The organism is Rhizobium rosettiformans W3 (assembly GCF_004912135.1).
Lineage (GTDB): Bacteria > Pseudomonadota > Alphaproteobacteria > Rhizobiales > Rhizobiaceae > Allorhizobium > Allorhizobium rosettiformans.
The window spans coordinates 28,427-46,680 of record NZ_STGU01000015.1 but is presented as its reverse complement, the minus strand read 5'-3'; the positions used below and the strand labels follow the sequence as shown (position 1 = coordinate 46,680).

Sequence of the window (18,254 nt, the reverse complement as noted above, 5' to 3'; positions counted from 1 at the left end):
CACAGGGGACTGCGCATGACGAAAGAGCTTGAATTCTTGCACTTGCAGCCGGGGGGCAAGGCCGCGCCGCGCCTTGGTTTGCCGGCGCTGGTCAAGCTCTTCGCCTTCGTGCTGATCACGCTGTCGGCCCTTTCGCTCCTCTTCATCGGTTACATCGCTTCCCGCAAGGCCGACGATATCGCGGTCGAGAAGCAGATCCTGATGCTGGAAAACGTCCTGCGCGACCGTCAGAGCCTTCTTGCCCGGGACCAGCTCGGGCTCGCGCGCTGGGACCGTTCGGTCAAATACATCACGCTCAAGTTCCGCGCCTCCTATGTGGTGGAGGAGTTCGTCTCCTCGCTCTGGTATGATTTCGGCCACGAGCGCAGCTTCCTCGTCGGTCCGGGCGGGCGCCTGTTGATGTCGGCCTGGCAGGACGAGGTGGATCTGACCGCGCGCGACCTGAAGCCCGGCGAGGACCTGAAGGCGATTGCCGATCAGGCGATCAGGCAGCACCATGCCCATCGCACCACGATCGATGGCGGCTATGGCCAGAAACCGGTGCCAGCCTCCCAGGTTCATGCCATCGCCGCCTTCGGTTTCGCCGAGATAGACGGGGATGTGATGCTCACCACCGCCATGGCCATCGTGCCCGATGATGGCGAGGTGGCGCTGCCCGAAGGCGATCCGGTCGTCCTGATTTCGGCACGGCCGATCGATGCGGAGCTCGTTGCCGATCTCAACACGCAACTCGAATATCCGGAGCTCCGCTTCAATCGCCACGACGACGGGCTGCTGGCGATCAGGAGCCTCGACGGCCGCAAGCTCGGCAGCTTCGACTTCGCCCTCTACGAGCCCGGTGCCGAGATCTGGACCATCGTCGTGCCGGCGGTGGTGCTGCTCTGCGGCCTGCTGCTCACCGCAAGCTTCGTGCTCGGCCGCTATATCGGCCGCCTGTCGGAGCGGCTGGAAGAAAGCGAGCGTCGCAACCGGGAGCTTGCTCATCGCGATGCGCTCTCCGGCCTTGCCAACCGGCTCTGCTTCGACAAGGCGTTGAACGAGGCGGCGGAACGGCTGGCGCATGCGCCCTTTGCCGTCATTGCCAGCGACCTCGACCGCTTCAAGGCCGTCAATGATATCCATGGCCATGCCGCGGGCGACGAGGTGATCCGGGTGGTCGCGGAGCGGCTGCGGGAGGCCGTCGGCGAAAACGGGCTGGTGGGACGTGTCGGTGGCGACGAATTCGTCGTGCTGGTCCATGCCTTCCGCGACCGACCGAGGCTTTCCATGCTCGCCCAGCACATCATCGCCTCGGTCTCTCAGCCCATCACCCTGTCGAGCGGGCCGGTCGTCGATGTCGGGATCAGCCTGGGCGTCGCGACCGCACCGGAAAGCGGTGCCGCCGCCCGGCCGATCATGGCCATGGCCGACAAGGCACTTTATGCCTCCAAGGAAGGCGGCCGCGGTCGGGTCTTCTTCGCCGAGGATCTGAGCCCCGACGAGGACGAGGCGGCCGTCCATGCGGCCTGACCCGCTCCGCCGCAGGCTTCTGCTGCTCGCTGCCGCATCAGGCCTTTCGCTAAGCTCCGTTGGTCGCCGGGCCCTGGCCCAGGCCTCTCCACTGGCAAGCGCAGCCGGTCCCGTGGACGCGGCCGGTAAGGGGCTGAAGGTCGTCGTCGTCGGCGCGGGCATGGCGGGGTTGTCCGCTGCCGCGCGCCTTGCCGAAAGCGGTGCCGAGGTCGTGGTGCTCGAAGCCCGCGACCGGATCGGCGGCCGCATCTTCACCGATAGCAGCCTTGGCGTGCCGGTCGAACACGGCGCCAATTTCATTCACGGCTATCACGGCAACCCGGTGGCGGATCTCGCTGCCAAGGCCCGCGCAACGCCCTTCTTCATCGACCAGGAAAGCTGGCAGCTGCTTGAGCAGGGCGGCGTGGAGCCGGAAGATTTCGAGATCGACGATGTCTTCGACGATCTCGAAACGCTGGCCGACAGCGCCGCGGAAGAGGCCGATGGCGACCCGTCGGTTTCTCTGCTCGAGGTGATCGAAATGCTCGATCCCGCCCTCCTGCAAGAGCCGATCGGCAACTGGGCCCTGACCGATACCTACGAGGGCGAATATGGCGCGCCGCTGGCTCAGCTCTCGGCGCTGCATCTCGACGCCGGTGAGGCCTTCGACGGGCCGGATGTGGTGCTGCGCGAGGGGTACGATCTCCTGGTGAAGTTCCTGGGGCAGGGGCTCGACATCCGCCTCGGCCAGCCGGTGCGCAGGATCCGCCACCGCCCTGACGGCGTCACCGTGGAGACCGACGCCGGGACCGTCGAAGCCGATCATTGCATCGTCACCGTGCCGCTCGGCGTGTTGAAAGCCGAGGCCATCACCTTCGAGCCCGCTTTACCGGACGGCCACCGGAAGGCGATCGCTGCGATCGGCTTTGGTCAGCTGGCCAAGGTTTCGGTCGCCTTCGACAAGCCCTTCTGGCCGGAGGATGTGCATTTTCTCGGCTATGCCGGACGAGAGCGCGGCCGCTTTGCCGACATGCTGAACCTCACGGCGATCCACGATGCGCCGATGCTGACGCTGGTTGCGAGCGGGGATTATGCGCCCCGCGTGGACGCGATGGACAACGCGGCTTTAATCGCCGACATCACCGCCGTCCTGCGCGACATGTTCGGATCGGATGTTCCGGCGCCGAAGGGGATGAGCCGGCATGCCTGGTCGAGGGACCCCTTTGCCCGAGGTGCCTATTCCTTCCCGGCGGTCGGGGCATCCCCCGCCGATCACGCGACCCTTGCTGCGCCGGTGGGGCCACGGCTTCGGCTGGCCGGCGAGCATGTGAGCGGCGATTATGCCGGCACGGTGCACGGCGCGCTTCTGAGCGGCGAGCGGGTGGCCGATCTCGTTCTGGCTGCGGGCAAGGGCTGAGAGGCACCGATCCGGGCGAAAGGAGGCGGATGGCCTCAGGACGCCTTCTGCTTCGGCTGGACGGCCGGTGCTGCGATCATCTTGACCTTGGATTCGGCGAGCCCATGATGGCCCTCCATGTCGACGATCAGGTGCCAGTGGCCGCTTTCCGGGATCACGACATTGATCGGCGATTTCTTCGCCACGCCGCCGAGATATTTGTAGTCGAGCGTTTCCTTGAACCGCTGGAAATTGGTCGGCGTCATCAGCCGCACATTGTTGACCGCCGAGAGCGTCACCTCGATGATCGTGCCGGCGCGCTGTTCCTTCAGATCGTAATGGGTGAAGCGGAAGGTCGGTTTGGACATTTCGCTCAGGTCTCCGTCCAGTCTTTTAAGCTATCGTAAAATACCGCGAGGCCGTTAAAGAAGCGTTGGCCGCAAGCCCTGCAAACCGGGGCGAGGGCGGACTTTTTTGGGACTTCGTCTTCACCCGAATGAAAGCAGGGCCGGCACTGCCGACCCCGCGTCCATGTCTCGAAACGACGGCGACGCTTCGCTTAGCGATGCGTGCCGATATTGGCTTCCGCATGGGTCTCGCCGACCTGCATCGCCTTGAAGAAGGGCACGAGCTGCCACAGGGCCGACAGGCCGACCAGCACGTAAACGATCGTCGCGAGTGCCGTATCCTGACCGCCGAACAGGGCGGCAACGAGGTCGAAATCGGCAATGCCGACCAGCAGCCAGTTGAGGCCGCCGACGATGACGAGAAGCAGTGTGATGAGGTTGAGGGCGCGCATGATGTTCTCTCCGTTGGTGAGGTCTAGGGCCTAACAGTTTCAAATGAGATTGGTTCCGGGGCGGTGCGGCCCTCATGCTGAGGTGCCCGCGTGAAGCGCGGGCCTCGAAGCATCCCTCTGTTTTTCTGGCACTGTGGCCTCGTGCTTCGAGGCCGGGCATTGCCCGGCACCTCAGCATGAGGGTCCGGACGGTGTGGCCTCGCCCTTCGAGGCCCGACGCGGTCGGGCGCCTCAGGGTGAGGGGCGAGAGCTGCGGGGAATGAGGGTGCGTTGCGTTTAGCGCGGCTCTATCTCCCCCCTTGCGGGGGAGAAAGCGAAATCGAGGAATTGGCCCGATCAGGGCCAAACCTCAGATTTCGCAAGAGGGGGGCTCGGTTATGTCGGCACCAACGGAACTGTGCCCCTCTCCTGGAAAATCTGAAGTTTAGGCGGCTTGCGCTCGCCTAAGCCTTCGATTTTCCGTCCTCCCCCGCGAGGGGGGAGGTGGGGCTCTCAGAACGAATTCGGCCCGAGGTTTCCCCCGGGCCGAAATCTCACTCAATTCTCAGCTGATCAGCTGCACCCGCTCGTGGCACCACACGTGTCGCACTTCTCGCAAGTGCCATTCCGCACCATCGTGAAGTTCTGGCATTCCGAGCACATGTTGCCCGTGTAGCCCTGCGCGATGGAGCGCATGCGGCGCGAGGCCTCGAGTTTCTTGGCTTCGGCCTTGGCGCTGGCGGCCTCGTCGGCGGCGGCGTCGGTGAAGACGCTTTCTTCTGCGATCTCCTCGGCGAATTCGACCGCGCGTTCCTCGTAGTCGCGCTTGAAGGACACGACTTCATGGGTGGAGACGGCGGTGGCGACTTCGAGCTTGCGGGCGGTGGCGCCCGTCGAGGCAAAGGCGGTGACCGTGGCCGAGGCCTTGGCGGGGGCAGCGGTGGCTGCACCCTTCGGCTCGGCGCTCGCGGCAGCCGGCGTGTGGCTGGAGACGAGCGTCGGCTTGTAACCGCGGGTCAGGCCCTTGGAGACGACATCCGCCTTGCCTTCCTTCATGCCGCGGCCAAGCGCGGTGTTGGAGAAGTCCGAGGTGTCGACATGCGCCAGATCGTGGCGGCCGAGATAGGAGATCGCCAGTTCGCGGAAGACGTAGTCGAGGATCGACGTCGCATTCTTGATCGCGTCATTGCCGGTGACCATGCCGGCCGGCTCGAACTTGGTGAAGGTGAAGGCGTCGACATATTCCTCGAGCGGCACGCCATACTGCAGGCCGAGCGAGACGGAGATGGCGAAGTTGTTGATGAAGGCGCGAAGGGCCGAGCCTTCCTTGTTCATGTCAAGGAAGATTTCGCCGAGACGGCCGTCGTCATATTCGCCGGTGCGCAGGAAGATCGTGTGACCACCGATCTTGGCCTTCTGGGTGTAACCCTTGCGGCGGGTCGGCAGCTTTTCCTGCTCGCGCACGACACGGTCGACGATGCGCTCGACGATGCGTTCCGTGATGGTGACGGCCTGGGCCGCCATCGGCTGCTGGAGCAGTTCGTCGACGCCGTCCTCGTCATCCGCGTCCTCGATCAGCGAGGCGTTGAGCGGCTGGGAGAGCTTCGAGCCATCGCGGTAGAGCGCGTTGGCCTTCAGTGCCAGCTTCCAGGACAGCATGTAGGCGGAGCCGCAATCCTCGACGGTCGCTTCGTTCGGCATGTTGATCGTCTTGGAGATCGCACCCGAGATGAAGGGCTGGGCAGCCGCCATCATGCGGATGTGGCTCTCGACCGAGAGATAACGCTTGCCGATCTTGCCGCAGGGATTGGCGCAATCGAAGACGGGCAGGTGCTCCTTCTTGAGGAAGGGGGCGCCTTCGAGCGTCATCGCACCGCAGACATGGATGTTGGCGGCTTCGATGTCCTTCTTCGAGAAGCCCATGTGCTCAAGCAGGTTGAAGCTCATGTCGGCGAGCTGCTCGTCGGAGACCTTGAGGGTCTCCTTAAGGAAGTCGGCGCCGAGCGTCCACTGGTTGAAGACGAACTTGATGTCGAAGGCCGACTTCAGCGCGCCGTTGACGGCTTCGATCTTCTCGTCGGTGAAGCCCTTGGCCTTCAGCGTCGAGGGGTTGATGCCCGGGGCCTGGTTCAGATTGCCATGGCCGACGGCATAGGCGTCGATCTCGGCGATCTGGGATTCAGAATAGCCAAGGGTGCGCAGCGCTTCCGGAACGGCAGCGTTGATGATCTTGAAGTAGCCGCCACCGGCGAGCTTCTTGAACTTGACGAGCGCGAAATCGGGCTCGATGCCGGTCGTGTCGCAGTCCATGACGAGACCGATCGTGCCGGTCGGTGCGATGACCGAGACCTGGGCATTGCGGTAGCCGTGCTTTTCACCGAGCTCGAGCGCCTTGTCCCAGGCGGCCGTGGCATGGGTGATGAGATCAGGATCCGTGCAGTCGGCATGGATCAGCGGAACCGGGTTGACCGACAGGCCCTCGTAACCGAAGGCGAGACCCTGGGCGGCGCGGCGATGGTTGCGGATGACGCGCAGCATGTTGTCGCGGTTCGGTGCAAAGCCCGGGAAGGGGCCGAGTTCCGAAGCGATTTCGGCAGACGTCGCATAGGAGACGCCCGTCATGATGGCGGTCAGCGCACCGCAGATGGCGCGGCCTTCGGCGCTATCATAAGGGATGCCCGAGGACATCAAGAGGCCGCCGATATTCGCATAGCCGAGGCCGAGCGTGCGGTATTCATAGGAGAGTTCGGCGATCTGGCGCGACGGGAACTGCGCCATCATCACGGAGACTTCGAGTACGACGGTCCAGAGGCGGACGGCGTGTTCGTAGTCGGCGATGTTGATCTTCTTCGTCTCGGCATCCTTGAACTGCAGGAGGTTGAGCGAAGCCAGGTTGCAGGCCGTGTCGTCGAGGAACATGTATTCCGAGCACGGGTTCGACGCGCGGATCGGGCCGGCAGCCGGGCAGGTGTGCCAGTCGTTCATCGTCGTGTTGAAGTGCAGACCCGGATCGGCGGACGCCCAGGCGGCATAGGAGATCTTCTCCCAGAGGTCGCGGGCCTTGAGCGTCTTCATCACCTTGCCGTCCTTGCGGGCGGTCAGGTTCCACTCGCCATCATTCTCGACGGCGCGCAGGAAGTCGTCCTTCAGCGAGACGGAGTTGTTCGAGTTCTGGCCCGACACGGTGAGATAGGCTTCCGAATCCCAGTCGGTGTCATAGGTCTTGAACTCGAGATCCTTGTAGCCCTGCTGGGCGAACTGGATGACGCGCTTGATGTAGTTTTCCGGAACCTGGTCCTTCTTCGCGGCCTTGATTTCGCGCTTCAGGGCAGGGTTCTCGTTCGGGTCGAAGCAGGCGCCGTTGTCAGCCTCGCAGTTGACGCAGGCCTTCATGATCGCCTTCAGGTGCTTGGCGACGATCTTCGAGCCGGTGACGAGGGCGGCAACCTTCTGCTCTTCCTTCACCTTCCAGTCGATATAGGCTTCGATATCGGGATGGTCGATGTCGACGACAACCATCTTGGCCGCGCGACGGGTGGTGCCACCCGACTTGATGGCGCCGGCTGCGCGGTCGCCGATCTTCAGGAAGGACATGAGGCCGGACGAGCGGCCGCCGCCGGAAAGCTTTTCGCCTTCGCCGCGCAGATAGGAGAAGTTGGAGCCGGTGCCGGAGCCGTACTTGAAAAGACGCGCTTCGCGGACCCAGAGGTCCATGATGCCGCCTTCGTTGACCAGGTCGTCTTCGACCGACTGGATGAAGCAGGCATGCGGCTGCGGATGCTCATAGGCCGACTTGGACTTCACCAGCTTGCCGGTGAAGGGGTCGACATAGAAATGGCCCTGGCCGGGGCCGTCGATGCCATAGGCCCAGTGCAGGCCGGTGTTGAACCACTGCGGGGAATTCGGCGCGACGCGCTGGGTGGCGAGCATGTAGGCGAGCTCGTCTTTGAAGGCGGCAGCGTCTTCTTCGGACGAGAAATACTTGCCCTTCCAGCCCCAATAGGTCCAGGTACCGGCCAGGCGATCGAAGACCTGTCGGGCATCGGTTTCCGAGCCGTAGCGCTCTTCCGCGGGCAGAGCAGCGAGTGCTTTCTCATCGGCAACCGAGCGCCAGAGGAAGGAGGGAACGTCGTTCTCCTCGACCTTCTTCAGGATCTTCGGCACGCCGGCCTTGCGGAAATACTTCTGGGCGAGGATGTCCGCCGCCACCTGGCTGAACTGAGCCGGGACGTCGATGTCGGCAAGACGAAATACGATTGAGCCGTCGGGGTTCTTGATTTCGCTGATGGCCTTGCGGAACTCGATTTCCGCATAGGCGGACTGTCCCGGTTTGGTGAAGCGACGTTCAATGCGCATCTGCCTGTGTCCCTCGATCTAGGGCGCCAAAAATCGGCGCGAGTAATTTCGTTCGGCCAACGCGAAACTGCGCAGCCGCTCACTTGTTCGTCCGTCAGGTGATTCATCCGGAGATGATGACCCTGTATATGGTAGTGATGGTGGCTGCAAACACTAAATATAGTACTAACAGATTATTGCTGCCAGACCCAGACCCCCTGCCGGGCGGTCAAAAATCGCACAAATTTCCTGTTGTGGGCGACGTCCTCAGAACGCCGTTCCACCTCAAAGAAAGCCGCCACAATGTTTGATGAAACCCGGCCTCGTTATGCCCGGTCCAGTCGCCGCCGCAACAGGGTCCATTAACATCGTCCCGACTGATTCCGTCAAGGGGTGGTCTGTGAAGGAAATGTTAACGCTATATGTTGTGGTGATTGATTGTGGATAACGGGCAAAAGAGCGAAGTCACGGGAATGACACGGCTTTCTCGTGTCGTGTGACGCAAGGCCCTGCCGATGCCGCGCCGTCACGCAAAAGTCACGGGGGCGATTTCGTGCCGAAACGATGCGCAAACCGGGCTCAAAGCTAGGTCTTCGGGGCTTTTCCGGCGGGCCGAATCGTCGCTCGAAAAAGCTGGGGATGAGAGCCGGGAAAAATCCTGGGCTTGACAGGAAATCTCCTCGCCCGGGCCGAGGACGCTACCTGATATTGCAGATGCATAATTCACTCATCCCGCATCAACCAAATCGCAATATGTGACGATTATTCAGTGAAACCATCAGTATGGAATGACCTCCATGCCCGGCCGCACAAGGCCGCCTGCCAGGATGGCGGGTCGCACGGAGTAAATCTTCATGAGTATCGCCAATCTCTCCATTCTCAAAAAGATCAGCCTCGTCGTCGTCCTGATGGGCGTTGCGGCCGCGGCGATCGCAGCTGTCGGCGCAAGCGGCCTGTCCTCGCTGGGCTCGGCGCTGAAGGACACCGGCGCCCGCGAAGAGGTGGCCCGTGAGGCCATGGACCTGCGCGTCGACATCATTGCCATCTCCCGCATGACCTATCAGCTGGCGCTGGCTCCGGAAAAGGCCGCCGATTTCGCTGCTGAAACCGACAAGCGCGCGGCCGAAATGCTCGCCCGCCTGCCGAAGATCGCGACGACCGCGAGCCCGGCCGAGGCCCAGATCCTCGATCGCACGAAGACGGCGCTCGACGCTTACTTCAACCAGATCCGCGAGATGGTTGCCGTCGCCGCGACGCCTGCCGGCCAGGATCTCGCCGTGATGAAGGGCGAGCTGGCCAAGGCTCTCGACGCCCAGAAGACGGTCACCGCAGTGGTCAAGGAATATTCGACCTCGTCTGCCGAAAGCCTGAAGGCCTCGCGTGAAAACGCGCTGGCTGCCTCCGGCTTCACCATGCTGGTCCAGGTCGTGACCGCGGCTGTCTGCATTCTCGCCGGTGTGGCCATCAGCTTCCTGCTTGCCCGTCGCGGCATCGTCAACCCGATCCGCAGCCTGACCGCCGTCATGACGGAGATGGCCTCCGGCAAGCTCGGCAAGGCCATCGAAGGCACCGAGCGCAAGGATGAAATCGGCGAAATGGCCCGTGCGCTGGAAGTCTTCCGCACCAACGAAGCCCAGATGCGCGCCATGGAAGCCCAGGAAGCGGCCCTGCATGCCCAGAGCCGTGACCTGCAGACCTCGATCAGCGACATCGTCGCGGCGGCCGCTGCTGGCGATTTCTCCAAGCGCATCACCAAGTCTTACGAAGATGCCGACCTGCAGCGCTTTGCCGGTTCGGTCAACGAGCTCGTCGAAAGCGTCGACCGCGGCATCACCGAAGTTCGCCGCGTTATCGCAGCGCTCGCCGACGCCGACCTGACACACGACATGAACGGCCAGTTCCAGGGCGCCTTTGCCGAACTCCAGGGCAACGTCAACCAGACCATGGCCGTCCTGCGCCAGACCATGCAGAACATCCTGAACGCCGCGGGCACGATCACCGGCAACTCCGGCGAACTGTCCTCGGCCGCCAACCAGCTGGCCCGCCGCACCGAGCAGCAGGCCGCTTCGTTGGAAGAGACGGCCGCCGCACTCGAGGAGATCACCACCACGGTCAAGACCTCGACCCAGCGTGCCCGGGAAGCCTCGCACATGGTCGACGAGACCAAGTCGAGCGCCGGCAAGTCGGGTGACATCGTCCGCAACGCCATCGACGCGATGGGCCGCATCGAGCAGTCCTCGCAGAAGATCAGCCAGATCATCTCGGTCATCGACGAAATCGCCTTCCAGACCAACCTGCTGGCACTCAACGCCGGTGTCGAAGCAGCACGTGCCGGTGAAGCCGGTCGCGGTTTTGCCGTCGTTGCCCAGGAAGTTCGCGAACTGGCCCAGCGTTCTGCCAATGCTGCGAAGGAGATCAAGACCCTGATCAACACCTCGGCCGAGGAAGTGAAGGGCGGCGTGTCGCTCGTGCTTTCGACCGGCGAGGCGCTGAAGGAGATCGAATCTCTGGTCAACCGCGTCAACGACCACGTGGTGACGATTGCCCGTGCCGCCGAAGAACAGTCGGCAGCGCTTGGCGAGATCAACACCTCGGTCAACCACATGGACCAGATGACCCAGCAGAACGCCGCCATGGTGGAGGAGACGACGGCAGCGAGCCAGGTTCTGGCCGGCGAAGCCCGCCAGCTGCAGGCGCAGCTCGCCCGCTTCAAGCTCGAAGGTGGCGCCTCGGCCGGCTCTGCGGGCTACCGCACGGCAGCCTGAGCCATTTCGGGAATTCGCTAAAGAGCGAAGTACGGAAGCGCCGCAGAAATGCGGCGCTTCTTTCGTTTGCGCGACGAAACGGGCAAGGTGTCAGACCATTGAGGTCTGTCTGGCGCTGCCGCCGACTGGGCCGCGACAGGGATAAATGAGCGGATCGAGGAGACGCGGAACCATGCATCTGTTGTTGTTGGGCGCTACCGGACTGGTCGGCAGCCATGTTCTCGATCAGGCGCTGGCCGATCCACGCGTGACGGCGGTCACCGCGCCAACCCGCCGACCCTTGCCGCAGCGGCCAGGATTGTCTGCACCAATCGTGGACTTCGAGGCGCTTCCGCAGGATCCCAGCACCTGGGCCGTCGATGCCGTGATCTGCGCGCTCGGCACCACCATCAAGGCGGCCGGATCGCGTGAACGCTTCCATCGCGTCGATCACGACTATCCGCTGGAGATCGCGCGGCTCGCGAAAGCGCATGGCGCGCGGAGCTTCGTGCTCAACTCCGCGAAAGGCGCCGATGTGAAGTCGCTCTTCTTCTATAGTCGCGTGAAGGGCGAAACGGAGCGGGACATCGTGGCACTCGGTTTCGACAGCTGCGTGATCGTCCGTCCGGGCCTGATCGACGGACCGCGCCCGGAGCCGCGGCCGATGGAGCAGGGGGCACGGAAAGTGCTTGGCTTGCTTAAGCCGATCCTGCCGCCGACGCTGCAGGCCAATCCACCTGAGGCTATTGCCCGCACCATGCTCGAGGCGGCGATTGCTGCACCCCGCGGGGTTACCGTCATTCCGTCACAGGATATGCTGTGACGGAATGGGGCGAGAGTCCGTACGTCTATTTTGAGGTTCAGTGTGCGCGGCCGAGAGGGAGCTGGCGGCGAATATCGCTCGCTTCAGGGGCTTGGATGCGCCGATAGCGCGCCTCGACAAAGTTGTAGATGCCGAAGGCTGCAAGACCGAGAGCGACCACCGCGTAGATGATCCCGCCGAAGGGCAGTTCTCGCAGCCAGGCCATCGCCTCGGCCATACCGCCGGCCTGTTCCGGATCGACATTGAAGGCGGCATAGAGGAACAGCACGCCGATGATGCCGAAGACGACGCCGCGTGCCACGAGGCCGTAGATCGAGATCAGCACGGCGGGCGAATTCTTCTTGGCATCGAGTTCGAGATAGCGGCCGAAGCTGCGCTTGATGCCCTTCATGGCCGTCACGATGCCGCCGACGATGAAGCCGATGCCGATGATTCCGGCAAGGTATCGCCCGAAGGGCTGCGACATGACCCAGGCGGCGATGCCTTCTTCTCCACCCGAACCGCCACTGCCATTCGACATCTGCAGGGCCATGAGAATGCTGGTCATCGCGAGACCGGCATAGGTGATGGCGCTACCGAACAGGGCCGCACGGATGGCATAGCCCTTGGCGTCGTCATCCTGGCCATCGGCATTGGCGAGCGATTGGGCGAGGCGCCAGACGACAAAGCCTGCGAGACCGAGACCGATCAGGCCGATCCAGACCCGGCCGAACGGCTGCTGCAGGAGCGTTTCCAGCGCCGAATTCGTATCCGGCTCCGCGCCGGCAAATCCGGAAAACAGGGCGAGTGCGGCAACCATCAGGAAGACGACGCCGCGTGCGCCATAACCGGCGCGCGCCATGAGGTGAAATTTCGACCGCGTATTCATAAGAACCCTCTCCTTGTCTGCGGAGAAAAACGGAGGAGGAGAGGCTGGGTTCCCTCTGCGATCGCACTCTGATGGGGTGCCGCCGGAACCGATGGGCTGACGGCGTGTTTCCCGCTCAGGCAAATGCCGCGGGAGGATCACATGGCAGACCTGGGTAGCGAGAAGACGGAAGTGCAGCAGGAGACTGCCTATGGCGCCCAGTCCGACAGCGGGGCGAAGCCGGGCTTTGCGCTCTCGGCCTGGTCGCTTGTGATCGGCGGCGTTTTCCTGGTTCTGGTTCTGGGCTGGCTGTTTCTCATCTGAAGCGACACGTCGATCAAAACGAAATTCAACCAATCGGTTGACAATCGCTTCGAACGCGACGATATTCAACCACATGGTTGATCTTTCGCAAAATCCTCTGGACCTGATCTTTCACGCGCTTGGCGACGAGACGCGACGCCGCATGCTCGCCGCGCTCGTCGATGGCGAAAGGAGTGTCGGCGAGCTGGCCGAACCTTTCACGATGTCGCTTGCTGCCGCCTCAAAGCACATCAAGGTGCTCGAAGCGGCAGGGCTCATCAAGCGCGAGGTCAAAGGACGCACCCATCTCTGCCGACTGGATCCGGGGCCGCTTGGCTCCGCCCACCAGTGGCTGAGCGCCTACGAGCACTTCTGGACCGGCCGGCTGGATGTCCTCGAACGGCTCCTCCGTGCGGAGGATGCCGCATTCCCCCGAAACAGACAGGATGGAGAATGACGATGACACAACGACTGGACATCAACCCCTATGGTCGCGTGACCGAGCCGGCGACGCTGGTGATCGAACGCTTGCTGCCCGGGCCCGCCTCGCGGATCTGGCGCTACCTCACAGAAGGCGACATGCGTCGGCAATGGCTGGCTGGTGGTGCCATGGAAGAGAAGGCGGGCGCACCCTTCGAACTCGTCTGGCGCAACGACGAACTGACCGATCCGCCCGGCAACCGCCCGGAGGGTTTCGGCGAAGAGATGCGGATGAAGAGCCGGGTTCTCGAAGTGCAGAAGGACAAGCGGCTCGTCTTCACCTGGGGCGAAAGCGGCGAGGTGTCCTTCGATCTGAAGGCAGAGGGCGACGAGGTGCTGCTCACGGTCACGCACAGGCGGATCTCGGACCGGGCAAACCTGCTGATGGTCGGAGCCGGCTGGCACATGCATCTCGATATCCTGGCGGCCAGGCTGACGGAGACACGGTCCGAGCCTTTCTGGGACGGCTGGTTGAAGCTGAAGGACGACTACGACCGGCGCATTCCGGCCTGAAACAGGTCCGCCGTAAAAGAACGAGACCGAAATCAATAGGCCCTCCGCCGATGGCGGGGGGCCTTCTTGATGAGAGCGAGACAGTCAGCCCTTAAGGCTGGATCGGTGCAGGCGGCGGGCTCGCATCCTGAACGCCACCTTCGGGTGCGGTTGCGGGCACATCCGTCTGCGAAGGCGTGGGCGGTGCCAGCGTGCCGTCACCGGTATTGGCGGGGGCATCGGGCGTCGGTGCCACGGCCGGATCTTCGGCCGGCGGTGGCGGAGCCTCGGCGCCTGTGGGAGCCGGCGTTGTGCCCTCGGCTGGAGCCGGGCTGGTGCTGTCGGCCGGAGCGGTGGTGCCGTCGGCCGGAGCGGGTGTGCCCTCGACAGCCTCATCCGTTGCAGCCTGCTGTTCGGCGACGGCCGAGCCCGGCGGCATCTGGTCCGTGCCGATCGGTTCGGCGAGCGGCGTTGCGCCTTCGGCTGCGACGCGCCAGACGGTGTTGCCGGCATCATCCGCAATCAGCAGAGCACCGGTGCCGTCGAACCCCACGCCGACAGGGCGGCCATGGGCTTCCTCGGCTTCGGCATCGAGGAAGCCGGTCACGACATCGGTCGGGTCGCCGGAAGGCCGTCCGTTCTCAAAGGGTACGTAGAGGACCTTGTAGCCATTGAACTGGCTGCGGTTCCAGCTGCCGCGATTGCCGACGAAAGCGCCGTTGGCATAACCTTCCGGCATGGCCATGCCGGTGGAGAAGGCAAGGCCGAGGGCCGCCACGTGGCTGGACAGCGCATAATCCGGCTTGATCGCCTGCTCGACCATATCGGGCCGCGGCGGATGCAGGCGCGGATCGACGTGCTGGCCATAGTAGCTCCAGGGCCAGCCATAGAAGGCGCCGTCCTGGACCGAGGTCATGTAATCCGGCACGAGATTGGGGCCGAGCTCGTCGCGCTCGTTGACGACGGTCCAGAGCGCACCGCTGTCCGGGTTGAAGGCAAGCCCGTTCGGATTGCGAAGGCCGGACGCATAGACGCGGGAGGCGCCGGTTTCCCGGTCGATCTGCCAGATGGCGGCGCGGCCCTTTTCAGCTTCGAGCCCGCGTTCGCCGGCATTGGAATTGGAGCCGACCGAGGCGTAGAGGAAGCGGCCGTCGGGGCTGAGCGCCAGATCCTTCGTCCAGTGGTGGTTGATCGGACCGCCCGGCAAGGGGGTGAGCACGCGCGGCGGCGTGGTGATCTCGTTCTGGCCGAGCTGGTAGTCATAGGCGAGCACCGCGTCGGCCGCTGCGACGTAAAGCGTGTCGTCGACGAAGGCGAGGCCGAAGGGCGAGTTGAGATCGGTCAGGAGGTCATGGCGTTCATCGACGGTGCCATCGCGATCGGTGTCGCGCAGCAGCGTGATGAGGTTCGTCGGTTTATCCCCGCCGCCACCGCCCGAGGCGATGGACATGATGAAGCCGCGGATGACGTCCTTCGGACGCTCGACCGGCTTGCCGGGCGGTGCCTTGCTCTGCACAACGAGCACGTCGCCGTTGGGCAGCGTGTGTACGGTGCGCGGGTTGGCGAGATCGCGGGCATAGGCGGAGATGGTGAAGCCGTCGATGACGTCGGGCGTCTCGTCCGCGCCCCAGCCGACGACCTCGGCGACCTTCAGGTCGGGCACGAGCGACTGGCTGGGTTCGGGCAGAACGGGATCGGGGCCGATCTGGCTGGAGACGTCGAAATCGCCATTGTCATCGCTGCAGCCGGCAAGGGTGAGCGCCAGGAGGGCGGTGGAGGCAAGCGCGACGCGGCGCAGGGTGATTTCGGAGCGGTTCATGGGGTCCTCCAGGCATCGGCGCTACGCTGTTCGGCGGTGAGATAGACGCAGGCGATCATGGCAATCACGGTGACAGCCGATACGAGGAGGCCGTAGGGCACGATCGCCGTCCAGCCGTCGCCGGCGTGAATGAAGCTGTTGAGAATGGCGAGCACCAGCACGGCGAAATAGGCGATGACCGCCGGCCAGCTGGGGCGAAGCGCGCGGGTTGCGGGCCGTGCCAGATCGATCAGCCCGGCGATGATGGAGAGCGCGCCGAAGACGAGGCCGAAGAACAAGAGCCAGTCGGAGAAATTGCTCCACATGAGGTGCGAGGTGCGCCAGTAGAGGATGTCGGTAATCAGGGCCAGTGTGAAGCTGACGAAGGGAAAGGGGACGAAGAGCGCCGAAAGCGGATAGGCGTTCGATGCCGTGGGCGGAGAGTGGAGGGCGGCCATCAGTCGATCTCTACCGTTTGGGGTGGAACACAAGAGCCATACGGGCGAGGGGCTCTTTTGTTCCGTTCGCTGGAAAAGACTGACTGTGTTGGGGCCGGCCCACGAAATAGCCGGCCTTGATTGTCGCGCAGTATTCGAGATTGAATTTCTGGTAGAAAATATCCGGGAAGTTAACCGGATGGCAGAGAGCCCCGTCTGAAGCGACGGGGCTCGAATTGCAGCGTCGCGGTGGATCGTCCGTCAAGTCGTCAAAGAGACTGCCAAGGGCAATATCAATAAGATACCGACCACTAAAACGGCGATAGCTCCTTTCGCGACGATTTCACCTTTGGATATTCGCAGCTCATGTTTGTCGTCCAATATTTTCTCCTGTGCTTCGATTCGTCCTAGGAAGGACGAAATTACTCAAGCACATTGTGATCTTTTCGTAAGAGCCGTTTCAGCAACCCACATTGATTCACAGGCAGAGCCGCATCTATTCTTATTTCTAGGCAATAATTCTCATAGTACTTGACTGTGATGTCCGTCGAATCGGGCGGACTTGGGAGGCAGTCGATTCTCTTTGGAAATCTCAAGGAGCTGAATGTTTGCTAGTCTCTTTGCTCTGCTTTGTCGGCTGGCATAAAAAAGCCCGCGTCGATATGCGGGCTTTCGGAGCAGAAAGGATCTTGGCTGTCAGCCCTTGGAGCCCTTGGCGATCGGCTCCTGATAGGTGAAGCCCATGTCCCAGGGGAAATAGATCCAGGTGTCCTGGGAGACTTCGGTGACGAAGGTGTCGATGGTCGGCACGCCCTTCGGCTTGGCGTAGACGCAGGCGAAATGCGCCTTCGGCATCATCTCGCGAACTTCGAGCGCCGTCTTGCCGGTGTCGGTGAGATCGTCGATCACCAGTACGCCTTCGCCGCCATTGACCGTCAGTTCCGGCGTGATGCCCTTCAGGAGGTTCATTTCGCCCTGGTTGACATAGTCATGGTAGGAGGCGACGCAGACCGTTTCGATGAGGCGGATGTTGAGCTCGCGCGAGATGATCGCGGCCGGCACGAGGCCGCCACGGGTGATGCAGACGATGGCGCGGAACTCCTGGCCGAGGCCGGCGAGCCGCCAGGCAAGCGCACGCGCGTCACGGTGGAACTGGTCCCAGGAAACGGGGAAGGCTTTATCGGGAAGAGACATGAGATGCGGGCTCCGCTGGCTGGATGATGGGATCCGCGCCGGACTGCGGCGCCGTCAACCGGATCCTTCCAAGCGGGCCACGATGCGCGGGCCCCGAAACGCGTTTCGCGCGGCTGATACCGCGCGAAGCTCGCCCTTGAAGGGTTCCAGTCTTTGGCCGTTGCTATTAGCGGGAATCTGAAGCCTCTGGCAAGGCCCGTGTTCCCTCGCCAACAGGCCCCGTCATCAGCGGGACAGAAGCGTCAGCGCCGTCATCGAATCGAGCAGTGTGCGGGTGACGCCGCCGAACAGCATTTCCCACCAGCGCTTGTTGCCATAGGCGCCCATGACCAGGAGGTCGATGGAACTGTCCGACAGCCGGTTTTCGATGGCGATCGCCGGATCGAGCCCGGACTTTTCCGATGCGGTCAGCGTGACATTGACCCCGTGACGCGCAAGCGACGCGGCGATCTCGGCGCCGGCCATGGCGCCGGTCTGATTCGCGCTATCGGACGCATCGACCGTGAAGATCTCGACCACCTCGGCGGCCTTGAGGAAGGGCAGGGCGTCGAAGGTGGCGCGGGCCGCCTCGCGCGAGCCGTTCCAGGCAACCAGCACCCGGCGGATCGGTTTCGGCTCCTTCAGGATATGCGGGATGAGCAGCACCGGGCGTCCGCTCTCGAACAGGAAGCTTTCAAGCTCCGACCGGGTTTCCGACAGCATGCCCGCTTCGCCCTGGGCGGCAATGACGAGATCGACGCTGCGGGCGCTGTCGATCAACGCGGCGGAGTTGAAGCCCGAGGAGGTGACGAAGCTGCGCCATTCATGGGACAGGCCCTCGCGGCTGCCGATCTCGCGATAGATCTTCTCGACGCCCTCGGTTTCCTGATGCGCCATCTCCTGCAGCGCCTGAACGGTGGCGGGATCCGGGATCTCCATGGGCGCGACCAGCGGCACCATGGCCACGGCCTCGGCATGGGCGCCGATCACATGCGCCTGAAACTGGTTGGCGATGGCAACGGTAAAATCCGTCACCTGCTTCGTGGTTTTCGGTGTGTCCAATATGGCAAGAAGTGTGCGGTAACCCATGGTCGTCTCCTCTTGCGGCCCTTATTCATTGTCCGCATGAGATAACTATGGGTTCCGTTACGTTGTTCCGC

The 18,254-nt window shown here is 63.2% G+C and carries 15 protein-coding genes; 7 read left to right on the top strand and 8 right to left on the bottom strand.

Features of this window, described 5'->3' with window-relative positions:
• Nucleotides 1-15: 15 nt before the first annotated feature.
• On the top strand, nt 16-1,509 hold the full coding sequence (locus FAA86_RS20440) for a diguanylate cyclase domain-containing protein (protein ID WP_136542881.1): 1,494 nt from the start codon (nt 16-18) through the stop codon (nt 1,507-1,509).
• Complete coding sequence (locus FAA86_RS20435) at nt 1,499-2,905, top strand: flavin monoamine oxidase family protein (protein ID WP_136542880.1); 1,407 nt, start codon at nt 1,499-1,501, stop codon at nt 2,903-2,905. The genes FAA86_RS20440 and FAA86_RS20435 overlap by 11 nt, the downstream gene beginning before the upstream one ends.
• A 35-nt stretch (nt 2,906-2,940) precedes the next feature.
• Here the strand turns inward: FAA86_RS20435 and FAA86_RS20430 are convergent, their stop codons facing one another.
• The 3 genes from FAA86_RS20430 to FAA86_RS20420 all read right to left on the bottom strand — a co-directional run bounded on the left by FAA86_RS20430 (nt 2,941) and on the right by FAA86_RS20420 (nt 8,018).
• Nucleotides 2,941-3,252 carry a DUF1883 domain-containing protein gene (locus FAA86_RS20430; protein WP_113462272.1) on the bottom strand — a complete coding sequence of 104 codons (312 nt, stop codon included), beginning with the start codon at nt 3,250-3,252 and terminating at the stop codon, nt 2,941-2,943.
• A 191-nt stretch (nt 3,253-3,443) separates the two neighbouring features.
• Complete coding sequence (locus FAA86_RS20425; RefSeq protein WP_113462271.1) at nt 3,444-3,683, bottom strand: DUF378 domain-containing protein; 240 nt, start codon at nt 3,681-3,683, stop codon at nt 3,444-3,446.
• Between the two features lie 552 nt (nt 3,684-4,235).
• Nucleotides 4,236-8,018: a vitamin B12-dependent ribonucleotide reductase gene (locus FAA86_RS20420; protein WP_136542879.1), complete on the bottom strand. Its 3,783-nt coding sequence runs from the start codon at nt 8,016-8,018 to the stop codon at nt 4,236-4,238.
• Nucleotides 8,019-8,851: 833 nt separating this feature from the next.
• Here FAA86_RS20420 and FAA86_RS20415 point away from each other — a divergent pair.
• A complete protein-coding gene (locus FAA86_RS20415; RefSeq protein ID WP_136542878.1) occupies nt 8,852-10,762 on the top strand; it encodes a methyl-accepting chemotaxis protein in 1,911 nt (636 codons plus the stop codon).
• A 172-nt stretch (nt 10,763-10,934) separates the two neighbouring features.
• Nucleotides 10,935-11,564 (top strand): NAD(P)H-binding protein, encoded by a 630-nt coding sequence (locus tag FAA86_RS20410; RefSeq protein WP_136542877.1) that lies wholly within the window; start codon nt 10,935-10,937, stop codon nt 11,562-11,564.
• A 37-nt stretch (nt 11,565-11,601) separates the two neighbouring features.
• Here FAA86_RS20410 and FAA86_RS20405 read toward each other — a convergent pair whose 3' ends face one another.
• Nucleotides 11,602-12,432, bottom strand: coding sequence for a DUF1206 domain-containing protein (locus FAA86_RS20405; RefSeq protein WP_136542876.1), 831 nt, complete (start codon nt 12,430-12,432; stop codon nt 11,602-11,604).
• A gap of 141 nt (nt 12,433-12,573) precedes the next feature.
• On the opposite strand from FAA86_RS20405, the gene FAA86_RS24680 reads away from it, so the two are divergent.
• From FAA86_RS24680 to FAA86_RS20395, 3 genes are all read left to right on the top strand, one after another.
• Nucleotides 12,574-12,735, top strand: coding sequence for a hypothetical protein (locus FAA86_RS24680; RefSeq protein ID WP_167495047.1), 162 nt, complete (start codon nt 12,574-12,576; stop codon nt 12,733-12,735).
• Nucleotides 12,736-12,808: 73 nt separating this feature from the next.
• A complete protein-coding gene (locus FAA86_RS20400) occupies nt 12,809-13,171 on the top strand; it encodes an ArsR/SmtB family transcription factor (RefSeq protein ID WP_136542875.1) in 363 nt (120 codons plus the stop codon).
• On the top strand, nt 13,168-13,707 hold the full coding sequence (locus FAA86_RS20395; protein ID WP_136542874.1) for an SRPBCC family protein: 540 nt from the start codon (nt 13,168-13,170) through the stop codon (nt 13,705-13,707). Before FAA86_RS20400 ends, FAA86_RS20395 begins: the two co-directional genes overlap by 4 nt.
• A gap of 91 nt (nt 13,708-13,798) precedes the next feature.
• Here the strand turns inward: FAA86_RS20395 and FAA86_RS20390 are convergent, their stop codons facing one another.
• The 4 genes from FAA86_RS20390 to FAA86_RS20375 all read right to left on the bottom strand — a co-directional run bounded on the left by FAA86_RS20390 (nt 13,799) and on the right by FAA86_RS20375 (nt 18,183).
• Complete coding sequence (locus FAA86_RS20390; RefSeq protein ID WP_136542873.1) at nt 13,799-15,505, bottom strand: PQQ-dependent sugar dehydrogenase; 1,707 nt, start codon at nt 15,503-15,505, stop codon at nt 13,799-13,801.
• A complete protein-coding gene (locus FAA86_RS20385; protein ID WP_136542872.1) occupies nt 15,502-15,942 on the bottom strand; it encodes a DUF2231 domain-containing protein in 441 nt (146 codons plus the stop codon). The genes FAA86_RS20390 and FAA86_RS20385 overlap by 4 nt, the downstream gene beginning before the upstream one ends.
• Before the next feature lie 675 nt (nt 15,943-16,617).
• Nucleotides 16,618-17,115 (bottom strand): xanthine phosphoribosyltransferase, encoded by a 498-nt coding sequence (gene gpt / locus FAA86_RS20380; RefSeq protein WP_113461769.1) that lies wholly within the window; start codon nt 17,113-17,115, stop codon nt 16,618-16,620.
• A gap of 225 nt (nt 17,116-17,340) precedes the next feature.
• A complete protein-coding gene (locus FAA86_RS20375) occupies nt 17,341-18,183 on the bottom strand; it encodes a universal stress protein (RefSeq protein ID WP_136542871.1) in 843 nt (280 codons plus the stop codon).
• Nucleotides 18,184-18,254 lie beyond the last annotated feature (71 nt).